General features: G+C 71.8%; 17 protein-coding genes. 9 read left to right on the top strand and 8 right to left on the bottom strand.

Annotation, left to right across the window (positions count from 1 at the left end):
* The first annotated feature begins 27 nt into the window (after positions 1 to 27).
* Positions 28 to 543 (top strand): mycothiol transferase, encoded by a 516-nt coding sequence (locus BLV39_RS17075; protein ID WP_308442675.1) that lies wholly within the window; start codon positions 28 to 30, stop codon positions 541 to 543.
* On the opposite strand, the gene BLV39_RS17070 is transcribed toward BLV39_RS17075, so the two are convergent.
* Positions 530 to 1,483: a pirin family protein gene (locus BLV39_RS17070; RefSeq protein ID WP_239083591.1), complete on the bottom strand. Its 954-nt coding sequence runs from the start codon at positions 1,481 to 1,483 to the stop codon at positions 530 to 532. The genes BLV39_RS17075 and BLV39_RS17070 overlap by 14 nt on opposite strands.
* Before the next feature lie 24 nt (positions 1,484 to 1,507).
* On the opposite strand from BLV39_RS17070, the gene BLV39_RS17065 reads away from it, so the two are divergent.
* The 3 genes from BLV39_RS17065 to BLV39_RS17055 are packed head-to-tail and all read left to right on the top strand — an operon-like array spanning position 1,508 to position 3,640.
* Positions 1,508 to 2,248 (top strand): MBL fold metallo-hydrolase, encoded by a 741-nt coding sequence (locus tag BLV39_RS17065; protein WP_090793069.1) that lies wholly within the window; start codon positions 1,508 to 1,510, stop codon positions 2,246 to 2,248.
* A 9-nt stretch (positions 2,249 to 2,257) separates the two neighbouring features.
* Complete coding sequence (locus BLV39_RS17060) at positions 2,258 to 2,896, top strand: DUF2461 domain-containing protein (RefSeq protein ID WP_090793066.1); 639 nt, start codon at positions 2,258 to 2,260, stop codon at positions 2,894 to 2,896.
* Between the two features lie 9 nt (positions 2,897 to 2,905).
* On the top strand, positions 2,906 to 3,640 hold the full coding sequence (locus tag BLV39_RS17055) for a PIG-L deacetylase family protein (protein ID WP_090793063.1): 735 nt from the start codon (positions 2,906 to 2,908) through the stop codon (positions 3,638 to 3,640).
* Here the strand turns inward: BLV39_RS17055 and BLV39_RS17050 are convergent.
* Positions 3,637 to 4,281 carry a response regulator gene (locus BLV39_RS17050; RefSeq protein WP_090793060.1) on the bottom strand — a complete coding sequence of 215 codons (645 nt, stop codon included), beginning with the start codon at positions 4,279 to 4,281 and terminating at the stop codon, positions 3,637 to 3,639. The genes BLV39_RS17055 and BLV39_RS17050 overlap by 4 nt on opposite strands.
* On the bottom strand, positions 4,221 to 6,125 hold the full coding sequence (locus tag BLV39_RS17045) for a sensor histidine kinase (RefSeq protein ID WP_176984950.1): 1,905 nt from the start codon (positions 6,123 to 6,125) through the stop codon (positions 4,221 to 4,223). Before BLV39_RS17045 ends, BLV39_RS17050 begins: the two co-directional genes overlap by 61 nt.
* 133 nt (positions 6,126 to 6,258) lie before the next feature.
* Between BLV39_RS17045 and BLV39_RS17040 the strand changes: the two genes are divergently transcribed.
* Complete coding sequence (locus BLV39_RS17040; RefSeq protein ID WP_090793054.1) at positions 6,259 to 7,017, top strand: ABC transporter ATP-binding protein; 759 nt, start codon at positions 6,259 to 6,261, stop codon at positions 7,015 to 7,017.
* Positions 7,002 to 8,525, top strand: coding sequence for a hypothetical protein (locus BLV39_RS17035; RefSeq protein ID WP_143049790.1), 1,524 nt, complete (start codon positions 7,002 to 7,004; stop codon positions 8,523 to 8,525). The genes BLV39_RS17040 and BLV39_RS17035 overlap by 16 nt, the downstream gene beginning before the upstream one ends.
* Positions 8,526 to 8,592: 67 nt before the next feature.
* Here BLV39_RS17035 and BLV39_RS17030 read toward each other — a convergent pair whose 3' ends face one another.
* Positions 8,593 to 9,279 carry a fasciclin domain-containing protein gene (locus tag BLV39_RS17030; protein ID WP_090793047.1) on the bottom strand — a complete coding sequence of 229 codons (687 nt, stop codon included), beginning with the start codon at positions 9,277 to 9,279 and terminating at the stop codon, positions 8,593 to 8,595.
* Between the two features lie 193 nt (positions 9,280 to 9,472).
* Here BLV39_RS17030 and BLV39_RS17025 point away from each other — a divergent pair, with 193 nt between their 5' ends.
* Positions 9,473 to 12,634: a putative bifunctional diguanylate cyclase/phosphodiesterase gene (locus tag BLV39_RS17025; RefSeq protein ID WP_090793044.1), complete on the top strand. Its 3,162-nt coding sequence runs from the start codon at positions 9,473 to 9,475 to the stop codon at positions 12,632 to 12,634.
* On the opposite strand, the gene BLV39_RS17020 is transcribed toward BLV39_RS17025, so the two are convergent.
* A complete protein-coding gene (locus BLV39_RS17020; protein ID WP_090793041.1) occupies positions 12,631 to 13,527 on the bottom strand; it encodes a Gfo/Idh/MocA family protein in 897 nt (298 codons plus the stop codon). The two genes, BLV39_RS17025 and BLV39_RS17020, sit on opposite strands and share 4 nt — an antisense overlap.
* A gap of 54 nt (positions 13,528 to 13,581) precedes the next feature.
* Between BLV39_RS17020 and BLV39_RS17015 the strand changes: the two genes are divergently transcribed.
* The gene (locus BLV39_RS17015) at positions 13,582 to 13,950 is read left to right on the top strand and encodes a hypothetical protein (RefSeq protein WP_373315268.1); all 369 of its coding nucleotides are present in this window, start codon (positions 13,582 to 13,584) and stop codon (positions 13,948 to 13,950) included.
* Positions 13,943 to 14,356 carry a hypothetical protein gene (locus BLV39_RS17010; protein WP_090793038.1) on the top strand — a complete coding sequence of 138 codons (414 nt, stop codon included), beginning with the start codon at positions 13,943 to 13,945 and terminating at the stop codon, positions 14,354 to 14,356. Before BLV39_RS17015 ends, BLV39_RS17010 begins: the two co-directional genes overlap by 8 nt.
* Positions 14,357 to 14,380: 24 nt before the next feature.
* On the opposite strand, the gene fabG is transcribed toward BLV39_RS17010, so the two are convergent.
* The 3 genes from fabG to BLV39_RS16995 form a co-directional block, all read right to left on the bottom strand.
* On the bottom strand, positions 14,381 to 15,139 hold the full coding sequence (gene fabG / locus BLV39_RS17005; RefSeq protein WP_090793035.1) for a 3-oxoacyl-ACP reductase FabG: 759 nt from the start codon (positions 15,137 to 15,139) through the stop codon (positions 14,381 to 14,383).
* A gap of 48 nt (positions 15,140 to 15,187) precedes the next feature.
* Positions 15,188 to 16,831: an alpha-amylase family protein gene (locus tag BLV39_RS17000; RefSeq protein ID WP_090793032.1), complete on the bottom strand. Its 1,644-nt coding sequence runs from the start codon at positions 16,829 to 16,831 to the stop codon at positions 15,188 to 15,190.
* A gap of 62 nt (positions 16,832 to 16,893) precedes the next feature.
* Positions 16,894 to 17,580, bottom strand: a complete 687-nt coding sequence (locus BLV39_RS16995) for an SDR family oxidoreductase (protein ID WP_090793028.1) — start codon at positions 17,578 to 17,580, stop codon at positions 16,894 to 16,896.
* Positions 17,581 to 17,605 lie beyond the last annotated feature (25 nt).

Raw genomic sequence — 17,605 nt, 5'->3', positions numbered from 1 at the left:
GCGCCGACGCTAACCAACGCGGGCATGATGGTGCGGGTGGACATCAACGACCTGCTGGCCGACGCCTTCGGCCGGCTGCCCGGGCTGGTCCGCGGCGCGGTCGCCGGGCTCGACGCCGAGCAGTTGCGCCGCCCGCCGGCGCCGGGTGCCAACACCGTCGGCTGGCTGGTCTGGCACCTGACCCGGATTCAGGACGACCATGTCGCCGACCTGATCGGCGACGACCAGATCTGGGTGACCGGGCCGTGGGCACCGCGCTTCGAGCTGAACCCCGACCCCGCCGACACGGGGTACGCGCACGGCCCCGACGAGGTGCTCGGCGTCCGTCCGGCCAGCGGCAAGGTCCTGGTCGACTACTACATGGCCGTCCACGAACGCACCGCCGCACTGATCCGGGCGGTGTCCCCGGAGGATCTCGACCGGATCGTCGACAAGTCCTGGAACCCTCCGGTGACCATGGGTGTGCGGCTGGTCAGCGTGCTCAACGACGACGTGCAGCACGTCGGACAGGCCGCCTACGTGCGCGGCATCATTCTTCGCTGAGGGTGTTGCCCGCCCGGTCCCGGATCTTCAGTTTTGTGGTCGGCAGCGCCGGGGCGGGAAGGCGCTCGCCGGCGTAGCCGCGGACCACGCCGAAGCGGTCTCCGGTCGCCCACTCCTCCCGGGCCTGGCGGATCTCCGCGTCGCTGCGGGCGACGAAGTTCCACCACATCACCAAGGGCTCGTTGAACGGCTCGCCGCCGAGCAGGAACAGCCGCGCCCCGTCGGCGCTGCGAATGTTCGTCGTGGTGCGCTCCTCACCCAGGTAGAGCAGCCCGCCCGGGGTGAGCTCGGCGCCGTCGACCTCGGCCGCGCCGTCGAGCGCGAGCAGCCCGTACTCGAAGTCGCGGCGCAACGACAGTTCGAGGCTCGCGCCCGCGTCGAACAGCAGCTCGGCGCCGAGCAGCGGGGTGTGCACGCGGGCCGGCGAGCGCAACGCGGCCAGCTCACCGACGACCACCGTGGTGGTCACCCCCGCCGTGCTCGCCGACGGGAGGTCCGCGTGGTGCTCGAACCGGGCCGGCTGGTGCCGCGCATCGTCCGGGAGCGCGACCCAGAGCTGGATGCCGTGCATGACCGGCGGGTGCTCGATCGGCGACTCCTCCGAGTGCGAGATGCCGTGGCCGGAGGTCATCAGGTTGAGCTGGGCGGGCCGGATGGTCTGGAGGCTGCCCAGGCTGTCGCGGTGGAGCACCTCGCCGGCCACCAGCCAGGTGACGGTCTGCAGGCCGGTGTGCGGGTGCGGCGGCACCTGCATGCCGGGGCGACCGAGCACGTCGTCGGGGCCGAACTGGTCGACGAAGCACCATGCGCCGATCATCCGGCGGGGTCGTTGCGGCAACAGCCGCCGCACGGTCGTGTAACGCCCGAGCGGCACGTCGTGCCCGGGCAACAACACGCTGGCGGGAAGTCCGGCCAGCGTCACAGCGCCGTCAGTGCTCACCCATCCGAGGGTAGCCTCCTGCGGGTGCGGCTCACCGTGCTCGGCGCCCGCGGCGCCTTCCCCGAGGCGGACGACGCGTGCAGCGGCTTCCTGCTCGAACACGACGGGTTCCGGTTGCTCCTCGACGCCGGTTATGCGACCTTTCCGCGCCTCCTCGCCGTCTGCACCGCCGCCGACGTCGACGCCGTGTTCGTCACACACGGCCACCCGGACCACTGCGTCGACCTCAACCCCCTGTTGCGCGCCCGCTCGCTGGCCGACGACCCGCGTCCCCCGCTGCCGGTCTACGCGCCGCCGGGTGCGCTCGACGCGGTGCTCGCTCTCGACCGGCCGGGGATGCTGGACTACGCGTTGACCCCGGTCGGGGACGGCGACCGCGTTGGCATCGGACCGTTCACTGTGGACGTCCGCACGCTGCCGCACTTCGTGCCGAACAACGGCGTGCGGGTCGCCGCCGGCGGCGTGGTGCTCGCCTACCAGGGTGACAGCGGCCCGACTCCCGACCTGGCCGCGCTCGCCGGCGAAGCCGACCTGCTGCTCGCCGAGGCGACGTATCCGGAGGCCGTGCCGGGCCACAGCGCCGGGCGGCTGAGCAGCGCGCTCGACGCCGGGGCGGCGGCGAACTCGGCCGGGGTGGGCCGATTGCTGCTCACGCACCTCTGGCCGGGTCTCACCGACGCCGCCGCGCTCGGTGCGGCCCGCTCGGCGTACGCCGGACCGGTCGACATGGCCCAGGCCGGCCAGGGCTGGAACCTCAGCGGATAGGGTCGCAGCGTGGCGTTCCGTGGCTGGCCGAGTGAGGCACTCGAGTTCTACGAGGGGCTCGAGGCCGACAACTCGAAGACCTACTGGACGGAGCACAAGCCCGTCTACGACGAGCAGGTCCGCGCTCCCATGCAGGCGCTGCTCGACGAGCTCGAGCCCGAGTTCGGTCCCGGCCGGATCTTCCGGCCCTACCGTGACGTGCGGTTCAGCGCCGACAAGTCGCCCTACAAGACCGCGGTCGCGGCGACGCTGGAGCGCGGCGGCTACATCCACCTCTCGGCGGCGGGCCTCGCCTCCGGCAGCGGGATGTACCACATGGAACGCGACCAGCTCGCCCGCTACCGCGCCGCGGTGGACGACGACGCCACGGGTCCACGGTTGGCGGAGCTCGTCGCGGAGGCGGCGGCCGACAGTGTCCGGATAACGGGGCACGACCGGCTCAAGCGCATCCCGCGCGGCTACGCCGCCGACCACCCGCGGGCCGAGCTCTTGCAGTACAAGGGCGTCGTCGCGTGGAAGGAGTGGCCGGTCGCACCCTGGCTGGGCACCGCCGCGGCCAAGCGCCGGGTGGTGGACTTCCTGCGGGCCTCGGCTCCGCTCAACCAATGGCTGGCCACCTACGTAGGCCCAAGCATCCCTGACCGATAGGAGCCGTTCGTGTCCGACATCGAGCCGTACGAGTCGCTGTCCGAAGACTGGCAGCGGGCGCTGGCCGTGGTCGCCCACCCCGACGACCTCGAGTTCGGCTCGGCGGCGGCGGTGGCCCGCTGGACCGCGCAGGGCAAGCACGTCGTCTACTGCCTGGTGACCAGCGGCGAGGCCGGCATCGACGGCCTCGCACCCGACGAGACCAAGGTGCTCCGCGAGGCGGAGCAGCGGGCCTCGGCCGGCGTCGTCGGCGTGTCCGAGGTCGAGTTCCTCGGCCTCCCCGACGGCATCCTGGAGTACGGGGTGGCGCTGCGCCGGGAGATCACCGCGGTGGTCCGCCGGCACCGCCCGGACATCGTGATCACCAACAACTTCCGGGACACCTGGGACGGTGCCGACGCGCTCAACCAGGCCGACCACATCGCGACCGGACGGGCGACGCTGGACGCGGTGCGCGACGCCGGCAACCGCTGGATCTTCCCGGAGCAGGGCCTCGAACCGTGGAACAAGGTCCGGCAGGTCTGGGCGGCCGGCTCGCCGAACGGCCGGCACGCGGTCGACATCACCGGCACGTTCGACCGCGGCCTGGAGTCGCTGGAGGCGCACGAGGCCTACCTGCGCGGGCTCGGCGAGGGCGCCTTCGACCCCGAGGAGTTCCTGGAGGGCATCGGCCGCGGTGCCGGCACCCGCCTGGGCACCCGCTACGCCGCCCCCTTCGAGGTCTTCACGATCAACCTTTTCTAGCGCGCTCCGTCCAGATAGGCCAGGACGGCCAGCACGCGGCGGTTGTCGTCGTCCGACGCCGTCAGGCCGAGCTTGCCGAAGATGTTCGCGGTGTGCTTGCCCACCGCGCTCTCGCTCAGGAACAGCCGCTGGCCGATCGCCGCGTTGGAGCGGCCTTCGGCCATCAGCTCGAGCACCTCGCGTTCGCGCGGGGTGAGCCGGCCGACGTTATCGTCGACGCGGGCGAACAGCTTCGCGATCACGTCCGGGTCCATCGCGGTGCCGCCGACGGCCACCCGGCGCACCGCGTCGACGAACTGGTCGGCGTTGAACACCCGGTCCTTGAGCAGGTAGCCCACCCCGCCGGTGCCGTCGGCCAGCAACTCCCGGGCGTACAGCCGCTCGACATGCTGGGAGAGCACCAGCACCGGCAGGCCCGGGACCTCGCGGCGGGCGGCCAGGGCGGCCTGCAGTCCCTCGTCGGTCTGGGTCGGCGGCAGCCGCACGTCGACCACCGCGACGTCGGGCCGCTCGGCCAGCAGCGCCCGCAGCAGGTCGGGTCCATTGTCGACGGCAGCGACGATCTCGAACCCGTGCGCGGTCAGCAGTTGCTTGAGCCCTTCCCGGAGGAGGTAGAGGTCCTCGGCGAGGACAACGCGCACGGCACCTCCAGCGTCACGGTGGTCGGCCCGCCGACGGGGCTGACCAACCGGACAGTACCGTCGAACGCCGCCAGCCGGTGACGCATGCCCCGCAGCCCGCTGCCGAGCGCCGGGTCGGCGCCGCCCCGGCCGTCGTCGGCGACCTCCGCGCGCAGGACGCCGTCGACATACCCGAAGACGATCGAGACATGCGACGCTGCCGCGTGCTTGGCCGTGTTGACCAACGCCTCGCTGACCGCGAAGTAGACCGCGGCTTCGATCGGTTCGGCCGCCCGGCCCGCGAGGTCGGCCGAGACGGTGACCGGCGCTGGGCTGTCCAGCGCCAGCGCGCGGATCGCCTCGACCAGGCCGCGTTCCGCGAGCACCGGCGGGCGTACGCCCCGGACCAGGTCCCGCAGCTCGGCCAGCGCTCGGACGGTGCTCTCCCGCGCGTCGGCGACCAACCGCCGGGCGGCCGCGGGGTCGGTGTCGATCAGTGCCTCGACCGCGCCTAGCGCGAGCCCGACCGCGACCAGCCGGCCCTGCGCGCCGTCGTGCAGGTCGCGCTCGATCCGGCGCAGTTCGGCCGCCTGCGCCGAGGTCGCGTCGTCCCGGCTCACGGTGAGCTGCTCGACCCGCAGGGCCAGCCGGGCCTTGGCGGTCGGTGCCAGCAGCACGGCGGTCCACCGGCCGTGCAGGCGCAGCGCGGCCGGCGCGAACAGCGCACCGGCGACCACCATCGTGAGGCCGGCGAGCAGCGCGAGGACCGGCCGGTCAGCGAGGAAGGCGAGCGGCGGCGGGTTCTCGAGGCGGGCGAGGCGGACCAGCGCCGGCACCATGAGCTCGACGAAGCCGTAGGCGACCGCGCCGGCCGACGCGGCCACCAGGGCACCGCCGACGATCGGGTCCGTGACCGTCCACAACAGATCGCGCCAGGTCGCCGGGTCGTGCCAGACCCAGTCCAGGCGCTGGAAGAACCGGGTCCAGCCCTTCGACTTGTAGAGGTGGTCGCCGACCTCGTACAGGCCGTCGGGGCGGCGCTGGGGCAGCGGCGGCTCCGGCCGGTACGGCGTCTGGATCGGCACGCCCGACCACTGCTCGGCGAACCGGCGCCGGATGGCGGTGAACTGACGGGTCACCGACGCGAACTCCGGCAGCGCGCCCACGATGCCCACGCAGAACAGCGCGAGGGCGAGCACCGAGAGCCCGGCCAGGGCCACGCTGACCAGGGTCAGTCCGCCGAGGGCGAGCAACTTGGTCAGCGTCACGAGCCGCTCGCCCAACCAGACCTTGACCGAGCGGAACGTCTCCTGTGGCGGCCCGAGCAGCCGCCGGGCCCAGGTGTCGTGCGCACGCACGGCGGCCGGTGCGACCAGCACGCCGAGCACGATCATCGCGAGCCCGACCGGGATCCACCACGGCCCGGCTCCGGTGGCCACCGCCAGCCCACCGACCACCAGCGCGGCCGGGCCGAACCCGAGCACGCCGCCGACCGCCGGGTTGACCAGCATCCAGCCGACGTCCCGCCAGGTGGCCGGGTCACCCAGGACCCAGTTGAGGTAGGCAAGCTGCCGGGGCCAGAACGGCGAACGGTAGAGCACCCGGTCGTAGCGGAAGCGCCCGTCGGGCTCGGCTTCCGGCGGTCCCGGCCGATCGCGGTACGGCCTCGGTATGTCGCCGCAGGCCTGGCGCACCGCGTCGGTCACCTTGCGCAGCATCGCCATCGGCCACGGCAGCAGGACGATCAGACCCAGTCCGAGGCCGGGTACGAAGAGAACGAGGTGCACGACGAGCAACACGGCGGACGCGATCGCGAGACAGCCGCGCAGCAGGCCGCCGGCCAGGGCGTGCAGTCCGCGTGTCATGGCCACAGTCTCGCCGAACCGCGCCGCCGCCGGCAGTGGTGCCAGCCGCCGTCCAACGGGGTGTAGCTGGCCCCACCCCGGTCGGGTGCTGGACGCATTCCGGCCGCCGGCCTGAGTTTCTAGCGTTTCTGGCATGACGACGAACGCACTCCGGCTGGCCGGACTGACCAAGCACTTTGGAGAGAAGGTCGCGGTCGACGCGATCGACCTGACGGTCCCGGCCGGCTCGTTCTTCGGTCTGGTGGGTCCCAACGGCGCCGGCAAGACCACGGCGCTGTCGATGGCGGTCGGCCTGTTGCGGCCGGACGCTGGCACGGCGCAGATCTTCGGCACCGACGTCTGGCAACAGCCGACGCAGGCCAAGCGGCTGGTCGGGGTGCTGCCGGACGCCTTGGCGATGACCGAGCGACTGACCGGCCGGGAGATGCTGACGTACCTCGGCCGCCTGCACGGTCTGCCCGCCGACACCGTCGCGAGCCGGGTCGACGAGCTGCTCACGGTGCTCGACCTGGACCACGCGGAGCGGACGCTGATCCTGGGCTACTCGGCCGGCATGCGGAAGAAGATCGCCCTGGCCAGCGCACTGCTGGGCGGCCCGCGGCTGCTGGTCCTCGACGAGCCGTTCGAGGCCGTCGACCCGGTGTCGGCGCTGACCATCCGGTCGATCCTGCGCCGGTTCGTCGTCGGCGGCGGGTCGGTGGTGCTCTCCAGCCATGTGATGCCGCTGGTCGAGCAGCTTTGCGACACGGTCGCGGTGATGCACGAGGGCCACGTGGTCGCGGCCGGCCCGATCGACGAGGTTCGCGGCGGCCGCTCGCTCGACGAGGTGTTCATCGAACTGGTCGGCGCCGGCGCCGCGGACGAGAAGGAGCTGTCATGGTTGGCGTCCTGATCCCCATGAAGTGGCACATCCTGCGGAACTCGCTCACCGGCACCAGGGCGGCGACGACGACCTCCGGTGTGGTCGCCGGGCTCGCCGGCGCCGGTTGCACCCTGTGGCTGACCATCTCGGCCGGGCCCGACCGGGCCGGCGGCGCGCTGCTGCTGACGATGGCCTCGTGGCTGCTCGGCTGGATCGTCGGACCGATGATGGGCGGCAGCGACCCCGGCCTGCGCCGCGAGCACCTGCGGCACGTGCCGCTGACCGACCGGCAGCTCGCGGTCGGCCTGCTCGGCGCCGCGCTCGTCGGGGTCGGTCCGGCGGTCACCCTGATCGCCGGCACGTCGCTGATCTGGTACGCGCTGCGCCTCGACCTGGCCGCCGTGCCGGTGGCGCTGCTGGTGCTGCCGCTGTTCGTACTTCTGCTGATCGCACTCTCCAATGTGGTCGTCGCGTCCGTCGGTCGGGTGCTGAACAGCCGGCTGAGCGCGGCGTTGATGGCGGTGCCGTGGGGTGTGCTGGTCTGCCTCGGCGCGCAGGGCTGGGTGATCATCGCGGCCATCACCGGTGGTCCGGAGACGGCGCTGCCGGCCTTCATCGCCGACAAGCTGCGGCTGGCACCCTCGGGCTGGCCCGTGGTGGCGATCGAGGCGGCCGCCCGCGGCGACTGGGCACTGGTGGCGGCGGTCGTCGCCGGTCTGGTCGGCTGCATCGCGCTCGCCCTCGCCGCCTGGGCGCTGCTCCTGCACCGACCGGTCAACCCGACGGTGATCCGGGGCACGCGCTGGCGGGGTTGGCGCCCGGCCACCGCGGTGGCCGCCGTCCGCGGCAAGGAGCTCCGCACCTGGAGCCGCGACCTGATCCGGATCCACTTCCTGGTCTTCTCGCTGGTGTACGTGCTCACCTACGTCCTGCTGCCCCTGCTCATCAACGTGACGGACTTCCTGCCGATGGCCGGCGTCTTCTTCGTGACGTTCGCGGTCGGTAGCTGCGGCCACCTGCACAGCTCCGACGGCACCGCGCTGTGGCAGACGCTGCTCGCGCCGGGCTCCGAGCGGGCCGACATCCGCGGCCGGCAACGGGCCTGGCTCCTGCTCGTAGCACCCCCGGCGGTGGCCCTGACGGTGGTCGGAGCGATCTGGCACGGCGCCGCGGACATGCTGCCCTGGGCCGTCGGCCTGCTGCCCCTCGTGCTCGGCGCCGGCGCCGGCCTGCTGGTGTTCGTCTCGGTGTTCATGCCGGTGCGGGTCGCCGATCCGCACAAGCGCGGCAACAACCCGGGCGCCGACGGGGCGGGCTTCTCCGGCATCGTCTGGTTCGCCCTGATCGCACAGGCGGTGCTGGCCGCGCCCTCGCTGGCTCTGCTGATCACCGGCACGATGTGGGACGACGAGTTGCTCCGCTGGGCGGCCACGCCGGTCAGCCTGGCGCTCGGTGTCGCGTTGTTCTGGGGGCTGGGCCGGCTCGCGATCACCCGACTGACCCGTCGCGGCCCGGAGTTGCTGGCCAAGCTGGGCTAGGCGAAGGAAGGGCCCCTTGTTAACGCTTGAGGCGTTAACAAGGGGCCCTTCCTTCGTGTCACTTGGATCAGGTTGCCGCCGGCGACGGTGTCGACCCGGGCGGAGTCAGCACCCCGTCGATCAGGTAGACGGTCGCGTTCTTGGTCTGGATGTTGCCGCAGACAACGCTCGCGGTGTTGTTGACCGTGAAGTCCTCACCGCTGCCCGTGACGGTCAGGGTCTGGCCTTCCATCGTCTTGTGGGTGCCGGCGAGCTGGCTCGGGCTCAGGCGCTGCGGCACCACGTGGTACTCGAGCGTCTGGGTCAGCTGCGTCTTGTTGGCCAGCAGTGAGTTGAGCTGCGCCTGCCCGACCTGGTTGAAGGCGTCGTTGGTCGGCGCGAACACGGTGATGTTCTGCGCGTTGTTCAGCGTGTCGGTCAGCCCCGCGGTCTTGATCGCGTTGGCCAGCGTCGAAAGCTGCGGGTTGCTGGCCACGGCCGTGGCGACCGGCTGCGAGGCCATCGACGAGAGGCTCCCGGCGCCCGAGCTCGGAAGCGAGGAACAGCCGGGGCCGAAGACCTGCCCACCGCCGCCCGCGGTCGATGTCCCGGATGGCTGCGGGCTGCCGCTGGCACCCCCGCCGGGAGACGTGGCCGACGAGCCACCGGTGGGCTGAAGGGCGGTGGACGGGCTGGTGTCCGAGCCGCACGCCGCCATGGCCAGGGCCAGAGCGGCCACCGTGACGGCGAGACCCGCTGTCCTGAAGACACGCATGATGCTGAGATCTCCTCATGTCGGTTTTGAGATGCTTTACACAGATTCGTACCAGCCCGCGTGGACCAATGATGCCTACTTGTCGTAATCGAGACATAGCCGCGAGTGACAGACACGTGCCCGAACACCGGGGCGATCGACCGCACAGCGCCATCGCCTCGACGCTCGACGCATGCGGTCGTACGGTGTGTGAATGCCCCCTTGGCGGCATTTGAGCGGAGTCTCGGACGCGACGCGGCGGTTAGTCCTGGCCGCGTTCGCCGTGTGGATGGCCGTCCTCACGGCCGTCTACTACGTCGCACCCCTGTCCTGGCGCCTCGGTGTCTGGACAGCGATCAGCGTCAGTGGCGCTGGTGCGGTCCTGGTCGGCATCCGGCTCAACCGCCCCCGACTCGCCAGCGCCTGGCTGTGGTTCTTCGCCGGGTTGGTCTTCTACGCCGCGTCCGACCTCTCGTTCAACCTGACGCTGCCGGGCGGACCGGCCAGACCGCCGCTCACCCTCTCCGACGACATACTCCTGCTGATCGGCGTGATCCTGGTGGCCATCGCGCTGGTCAAGTTCACGCGCGCCGCGGAGCCGAGAACCGACCGGCCCGCGCTGATCGACGCCCTCGTGCTGGTGCTCGGCACGGGCCTGCTGGCCTGGGTGCTCACCGTCGAGGCGCGCTTCGCGCAGCCACACGTCGGGGTGATCACCGGCATCCTGCTGATCGCGTACCCCGTCGCCGACATCATCGTGCTCGGCCTGGTCGCCCGCCTGGTCACCGCCGTGCGGCTGACCCCGGCGGTGATTCTGCTGGCCCTCGGCATCGTCGGCTACGTCGTCGCCGACGCGCTGTTCCGGATCGGCCGCATCGACGACCAATGGCTCGTCCGCAAACCGTTGGACCTCGGCTACATCGCCCTGTACGCGCTATGGGGCGCCGCCGCGCTGGCACCGTCGATGCACGGAATCGGCGAACGCCGGCTGGCCCGGCCACGCGAGGCGACCGTGTTGCGCCTGGTGATCCTGGGGATCTCCGCGTTGATCCCACCGGCCATCCTGTTGTACGAGACGATCGGGCTCGGCACGGTGCGGCACGGCGTGGTGATCGCGATCTCCTCGCTGGTGATGTTCCTCCTGGTGATGGCGCGACTGGTGAACCTGGCCCAACGCCTGCGCGAGCAGATCGGCCGCGAGCGCGGCCTGCGCACCGTGACGACCGCGCTGGTCGCCGCCGCCGACGACGAGGGCATCGCCGACGCCCTGGACGTCGGGATCCGCGGCGTGCTGGCCCCAGGGGCGAGTTACCACTTCCTGCTGATGACCCAGGGGGCCGACGCCAAGCCGCTCGGCCGCCACATAGGCGTGCTGCCCAAGTCGTCGCTGGAGGCGGTCCGCCGCCTAGGCGAGCCCACCCTCCTGTCGGGCGGCGAGTTGCCGCGCCCGATCGCGGCGGCGCTGGGTGCCCGCCGGTCCGACGACGATCATCACGCCGCCGGATCCGGCAAGGTCACCCTGGCCCTGCCCCTGATCGTCGGGCAGAGCGACAAGGAGGACACCACCGTCGGCGTGATGCTCGTCGCGGCCGACGAACGTCCGCTGGCGGCCGCGCAGGACCGGCTGGCGGTGCTCGCCTCGCAGGCCGCGTTGGCCATCGACCGGGTGGCGCTGAGCGAGCAACTGCGCAAGCGGACCAGCGAGGAGTACTTCCGCGCGCTCGTGCACAACGCCGCCGACGTCATCCTGATCATCGACTCGGAAGACCGCATCGCGTACGCCAGCCCGTCCGCCCGGGCGATGTTCGGCGAAGTCGATCTGGCCGGCACCAATCTGCTGGACCACGGCGACCCGGCCGAGCGGGAACGGGCCGAGCGGGTGTTCCGCCGGATCCAGGACCGCCCGGTCGGCAGCGTCGAGCCGGACACCTGGGGCACCACGGACTGGACGTTGCGCCGCCCCGACGGCACCGCCGCGCAGGTCGAGATCTCGGTGCGCGACCTGCGCGCCGATCCGACGGTGCGCGGGCTGGTCTTCACCCTGCGGGACGTGACGGACAAGCGCCGGCTGGAACGCGAGCTGACCCACCGGGCCAACCACGACGCGCTGACCGGGCTGGCCAACCGGACGCTGTTCGCCGAACGGATGCAGAAGGCCATCGAGGCCCGGCGCGGCGTCGTCGGCGTGCTCTTCATCGACCTCGACGACTTCAAGGTCGTCAACGACACGCTCGGCCACGCCAGCGGAGACCAGGTGCTCAAGGCGGTCGGCCGGCGGATCAGCACCGCGCTGCGCCCGCACGACACCGCGGCCCGACTCGGCGGCGACGAGTTCTCGGTGCTGATCGACGACGCCGCTGAGCCCGCGGACGTGGAGGACGTGGCCGACCGGATCATCCGGGCGCTGCGCGAGCCGTACAGCATCGGCGGCAACCTGATCAGTTGCTCGGCCAGCATCGGCATCGGCACCACCGCGGACGCCGGCGACGGCTCCGAGCTGCTCCGCCAGGCGGACCTGGCGCTCTACGTGGCCAAGGGCGCGGGCAAGAGCCAGTGGCGGCGCTACCAGCCGGAGCTGCACACCACGATCGTCGAGCGGCTGGAGCTGCGCACGGAGCTCGACCGCGCGATCCACGACGGCGGGCTGGCCCTGGAGTACCAGCCGATCGTCCGCCTCGGTGACGGGCACGCCGTCGGCTTCGAGGCGCTGCTGCGCTGGAACCACCCGACCCGCGGCCGGCTGCTGCCCGACGCGTTCATCGACGTGGCCGAGGAGTCCGGACTGATCGTGCCGATCGGCGAGTGGGTGCTGCGGACCGCGATCGCGGCCGCCGCGACGTGGCGCAAGGGCCAGCCCTACGGCGCGCCGTACGTGGCCGTCAACGTCTCCGCCCGGCAGTTCCGCACGCCCGGCTTCGTCCGGCTGGTCAAGCGCGAGCTGGCCGCCAACAAGCTGCCGCCGTCCTGCCTGATGCTGGAGATCACCGAGAGCCTGCTGCTGCGCGACGACGACCAGGTCTGGGACGACCTGGCCGAGGTGCGCCGGCTCGGCGTGCGGGTGGCGATCGACGACTTCGGCACGGGCTACTCGTCACTGAGCTACCTGCGGCACGTACCGCTCGACGTACTCAAGATCGACCGGTTGTTCACCGGCACGGTCGCCACCTCGACCCAACAGCGCGCGCTGGTCGACGGCATCGTCCGGCTGGCACACACGCTGGGCCTCGAGGTGGTCGCCGAGGGCATCGAGACGACCGAGGAACGCGAGCTCCTGCGCCGGATCGGCTGCCCGTACGGCCAGGGCTTCCTGTTCTCGAGACCCATGCCCCTGCCCGACGCACTGCGCTGGCTGCGCCGCGCGGAGCTGGCCGCCTAAAGCCGGACGACGCTGCCCGTGTCGCGGGAGCGCTCGGCGGCGGCCAGCACCCCGACCACTTCGCGTCCGAAGTGGACGCCGATGTCGTGCTTGGCCCCGGCGACCTCGGCGATCAGCAGGTCGATGGCCCTGCCGAAGGCGTCCCGCACCTCGCCCTCGCCGCGCGGCACCTCGCGGACACCGTGCTCGCCGAAGAAGGTGATGTCGCGCAACACCGCCGCCGGCGGCGCGTCGACCGAGAGCGTCACCGTGCTGACCGCGCCGGACTCGTGCCGCAACAACAGGTTCGTGGTGGACCGCGGTCCCTCGACGGCGGACACCTCCGTGACCGGGCCGAGCACCGGCAGCACCTGGGAGAGGGCGTGCGGCCCGACGTCCCAGAGCCCGCCATAGGTGCGCCGCCACGGCGAGGCGCCGTACGGGTTGCCAGGCTGGAAGATCGAGGCCAGGTGCGCCACCCGGCCGCCCTGCCAACCACCGGCGGCGGCGAGCTCCCGCAGTGCGGCCGTGACGTTGTCCTGGAACCGGGCGGTGAAGAAGACCACCGAGGCCACGCCGGCCGCGTCGACGGCGGCGACGACCCGGTCGGCCGCCGGGACGGTCAACGCGAGCGGCTTGTCGAGCAGCAGGTGCCGGCCGGCCTTGGCGGCCCGCTCGGCGATCTCCGGCTGCACGTCCGGCGGCAGCGCGACGGCCACCGCGTCGACGTCGCCGAGCAGCTCGTCGATGTCGGAATAGGCGCGGCTGCCGGTCGTCTCGGCCAGGGCCGCCGCCTTGTCGGGATCGCGGCCCCACACGCCGACAAGCTCGGCGTCGGGATGGGCGACGATCGCGGGTCCTTGGGTGGCGGTGGCCCAGGGGCCGGTGCCGAAGAGGCCGAACCGGAGAGGCATGGCCCCATACTGCCCGATCGCAGATGCCGCCCTGCCTGCGAGTACGGTGTTCGCGTGAACGGCACGCTGTCCGGCATCGTGATCGCCCTATCGCTGTTGGTCGGCGCCTGGGCGTTGGTCGACGCGCTGCGCGACCGAGCGCCGAGCCGCGGTCAGTTGATCGGGCTGGGCGTCGTCGAGGCAGCGTTGATCGTGCTCCTAGTGGCAGCGGCGATCGCGGCGAGCGGCGGAGACCGCCCGGCGAGCGCCGTGACGTTCCTCGGCTACGTGGTGACCATCGTCTGCCTGCCGCCCCTGGGCTGGGTGCTGGCCCGATTGGAGCCGACCCGATGGGGCTCGGTGATCATCGTCGTGGTCTGTCTGACGGTTCCGGTGCTGGTGTTGCGCCTGCACCAGACGTGGCAGGTGGTGACCAGTGGCTGAGCAGACCGCGCCCCGCACGCTCGGCACGGGCCCCGGCCGGGCGCTGATCGCCGTGTACGGCATCTTCGCGCTCTCGGCCAGCGCCCGGGCCGCGGTGCAGATCGGCTCCAAGTTCTCCGAGGCCCCGCTGGCCTACCTGCTCTCGGCCTTCGCCGCCGCCGTCTACATCGTGGCCACGGTCGCCCTGGCCCGCGGCGGCGAGACCTGGCGCCGGGTGGCCCTGGTTAGCTGCTCGATCGAGCTGGCCGGCGTGGTCGCGGTGGGCCTCCTGAGCGTCTTCGACGCGGCGGCCTTCCCGGACGACACGGTCTGGACGGACTTCGGCCGAGGCTACGGCTACGTGCCCCTGGTCCTGCCGATCATCGGCCTGCTCTGGCTGCGCTACGCGGGCCGCAAGCCCCGGTAAGACCTGGGAGCGGCCCGCAAGCCCCTAGAGCCCCGAGCTTGGGCCGCCCGCCACGTAGATGACCTGGCCGCTGACGAAGCCCGCGCCCTCGCTGGCCAGGAACGAGATCGTGTGGGCGACGTCTTCCGGCTGGCCGACGCGCTTGACCGCGATCTGTTCCGCGGCGCCCTTCTTGAGCAGCTCGAAGTCGACGCCCATGCGGGCCGCGGTGGCCGCGGTCATCGCCGTCTCGATGAAGCCTGGTGCGACCGCGTTGGCCGTCACGTTGTAGCGGCCCAGCTCGATCGCCAGCGTCTTCGTGAAGCCCTGCAGGCCCGCCTTCGCGGCCGAGTAGTTGACCTGGCCCCGGTTGCCCAGCGCCGACGTGCTCGACAGGTTGACGATCCGGCCCCACTTGGCGGCCACCATGTGCGCCTGGACGGCCTGGGTGACCAGGAATGCCCCGCGCAGGTGAACCGAGAGCACCGTGTCCCAGTCGTCGTCGGTCATCTTGAAGATCAGGTTGTCGCGCAGCACTCCGGCGTTGTTGACCAGGACGGTCGGCGGGCCGAGCTCGGAGGCGATCCGGGCGACCGCGGACTCGACCTGCTCGCGGTCGGCCACGTCGGCGCCGACGCCGACGGCCTTGCCGCCCGCCGCCGTGATCGCATCCACTGTGGACTTCGTCGCGGTCTCGTCGAGGTCGACCACCGCGACCGCGAGGCCGTCGGCGGCCAGCCGCTGTGCCGTCGCCGCGCCGATGCCGCGCGCCGCACCCGTGACGACCGCTACCCGCTCCGCCATTACCCGGACCTCCCTAGCTCGGTTACCGCACAGTAGCCGACGTCGCGCTCAACCGGCAGGGGCCCGGTTCAGCCGAATCCAGCGGTAGCCGTAACCCGCGACCCTGATCTCACTCAGGTCGCCCACCTCCGCGTACTCCTGGTCGGCCAGCACGTCGTTGGGCTGGACCGCCTCGGCCGCCAGCTTGCCCAGGTCGACCGTGGCCATCTTGCGGCCGAGGTTGTGCACGAACAGCATGCAGCCGGTCGGGCCGTCGGCGCGGTGCGCGAGCACGCCGGTGGGCACCGGCACGTCGACGTGGGTGCACGAGCCGGCGCCGACCTCGGGCGCCTCGCGCAGCGTGCGGATCATCCGCTCGAACCAGGCCAGCAGCGAGGTCGGGTCGTGCCGCTGCGCGGTGACGTTGACGGTCTCGTAGCCGAACTCTCCCCCGGAGACGACGGGGCGAAATGGCGTCGCCGTAGAGAACCCGGCGTTGGGCAGCGTCGACCACTGCATCGGCGTGCGGATCGCGAACCTGCCATGTAGCGACAGGTCCTCCCCCATCCCGATCTCCTCGCCGTAACGCAACACCGGCGTGCCGCGCAGCGAGAACTGCAGTGCGTAGGCCAGTTCCAGGCGCCGCCGGTCGTTGCCCAGCATCGGGGCGAGCCGGCGCCGGATGCCCCGGTCGTAGATCCGCATGTCCTCGTCCGGGCCGAACGCGGCGTACACCTCGGAACGCTGTTCGGTGGTGAGCCGGGACAGGTCGATCTCGTCGTGGTTGCGCAGGAACGTCGCCCACTGCCCGCCCGGCGGCAGTTGCGGTGTGTCCCGCAGCGCATCGATGAGCTGCTCCGGGTCCTCCCGGGCCAGCGCGAGCACGAGCCGGCCGTTGAGCATGAAGTCGAAGAGCATCTGCACCCGGTCGTTGGCGTCGCCGCCGGAGCCGAAGTACTCGACCAACTGGGCCGGCTCGACGTTGGCCTCGGCCAGCAGGACCGCGTCGCCCCGGCGCCACTGCGCGTGCTGGCGCAACTCGGTGACCAGGCCAAAATCCTTCGGCGAGTCCGGATTGCCCGGTTCGGTCAGCTCGGCGATGAACGGCAGCGCGTCGATCCGGAACCCGCTCACGCCCAGGCGCAGCCAGAACGCGATGATCCGCTTGATCTCTTCGCGTACCGCCGGATTGGCGAAGTTGAGGTCGGGCTGGAACTTGTAGAACCGGTGGTAGAACCAGGCCTTGGCGGTGCGGTCGTAGCTCCACGTCTCGTCCTGCTCGCCTGGGAAGACCATGCCCTGCTTGCGGTCCGCGGGCTCGGTCTGGCTCCAGACATACCAGTCCCGGTACGGCGAGTCGGGCGAGGAACGGGCGGACTTGAACCACGGGTGCTCGTCGGAGGTGTGGTTGACCACCAGGTCGATGATCACCCGGATGCCCCGGTCGTCGGCCTCGTGCAACAGTTCCGCGAAGTCGCCGAGCGTGCCGATGCGCGGGTCGACGCCGTAGAAGTCGGTCGCGTCGTAGCCGTCGTCGTGGCCGGGTGTCGGGTGGATCGGGTGCAGCCAGAGGCAGGTCACCCCGAGCCGGGCCAGGTAGTCCAGCCGGCCGATCAGCCCGCGTATGTCGCCGACGCCGTCACCGTCGGAGTCCTGGAACGTGTCGACGTCGAGGCAGTACACGACGGCCTTCTGGTACCACCTGTCACCCATGCCTCTTTGTGTAACCGGGCGGTGGTCCGGTCAAACCGAACCACCGCCCGGTAACGGGGGAATCAGGAAAGCAATGTGGTCGGGTCGGCGCCGATGGCGCCCCGGACGGCGCGGGTGAACTCGTCGGCCAGCACCTCGTCGACGCCGGCCTCGATGCCGTCGATGCCGGCCCGGGCGACCACCCTGGGGTCGCTCTTGGGGAGCGTGACGTGGGCCGCGAGGTCCGTGTCGATGTAGCCGACGTAGAGCCCGGTCACACCCACGCCCTGCGGCGCGAGCTCCGCGCGCAGGTGGTTGGTGGCCGACCAGAGCGCCGCCTTGGCCGCGCCGTACGCGCCGCTGGGCAGCCAGGACAGCACCGAGGCGACGTTGAGCAGGTGCCCACCGCCGTTGCGGATGATCACGGGGGCGAAGGCCCGGGTGACGTCGAGCGGGCCGAACAGGTTGGTGTCGAACTCGCGCTGGATGTCGGCGCGGTCCCCGTCGACGAAGCTGCGGCTGTAGGTGTCGGTGCCGGCGTTGTTGACCAACAGCGTGACGTCACCGGCGATGGCCGCGGCCCGCTCGATCGACGCGCGGTCGGTCACGTCGAGCTGGATCGGGATCGCGCGCGTGTTCGTGACCGTGCGTGGGTCGCGGGCCGCCGCGTAGACCGTCTTCGCGCCCCGGTCGAGGAACTCCTCGACGAACGCCTTGCCCAGGCCGCGGTTGCCACCCGTGACCAGCACCGTAGCGCCGTTGATCTGCATCTTCGCTCCTCCGGAGGGGTAAACC

It is taken from the genome of Asanoa ishikariensis, from assembly GCF_900107455.1.
In the GTDB taxonomy this organism is placed as follows: domain Bacteria; phylum Actinomycetota; class Actinomycetes; order Mycobacteriales; family Micromonosporaceae; genus Asanoa; species Asanoa ishikariensis.
This window is presented reverse-complemented; position numbering and strand designations above follow the sequence as displayed.

Coding starts and splice junctions, on each gene's coding strand:
- BLV39_RS17045 (WP_176984950.1), bottom strand. CDS start 6,125: ATGACACGCGGACTGCACGCCCTGGCCGGCGGCCTGCTGCGCGGCTGT.
- BLV39_RS17075 (WP_308442675.1), top strand. CDS start 28: ATGGTGCGGGTGGACATCAACGACCTGCTGGCCGACGCCTTCGGCCGG.
- BLV39_RS17000 (WP_090793032.1), bottom strand. CDS start 16,831: ATGGGTGACAGGTGGTACCAGAAGGCCGTCGTGTACTGCCTCGACGTC.
- BLV39_RS17040 (WP_090793054.1), top strand. CDS start 6,259: ATGACGACGAACGCACTCCGGCTGGCCGGACTGACCAAGCACTTTGGA.
- BLV39_RS17035 (WP_143049790.1), top strand. CDS start 7,002: ATGGTTGGCGTCCTGATCCCCATGAAGTGGCACATCCTGCGGAACTCG.
- BLV39_RS17020 (WP_090793041.1), bottom strand. CDS start 13,527: ATGCCTCTCCGGTTCGGCCTCTTCGGCACCGGCCCCTGGGCCACCGCC.
- fabG (WP_090793035.1), bottom strand. CDS start 15,139: ATGGCGGAGCGGGTAGCGGTCGTCACGGGTGCGGCGCGCGGCATCGGC.
- BLV39_RS17025 (WP_090793044.1), top strand. CDS start 9,473: ATGCCCCCTTGGCGGCATTTGAGCGGAGTCTCGGACGCGACGCGGCGG.
- BLV39_RS17030 (WP_090793047.1), bottom strand. CDS start 9,279: ATGCGTGTCTTCAGGACAGCGGGTCTCGCCGTCACGGTGGCCGCTCTG.
- BLV39_RS16995 (WP_090793028.1), bottom strand. CDS start 17,580: ATGCAGATCAACGGCGCTACGGTGCTGGTCACGGGTGGCAACCGCGGC.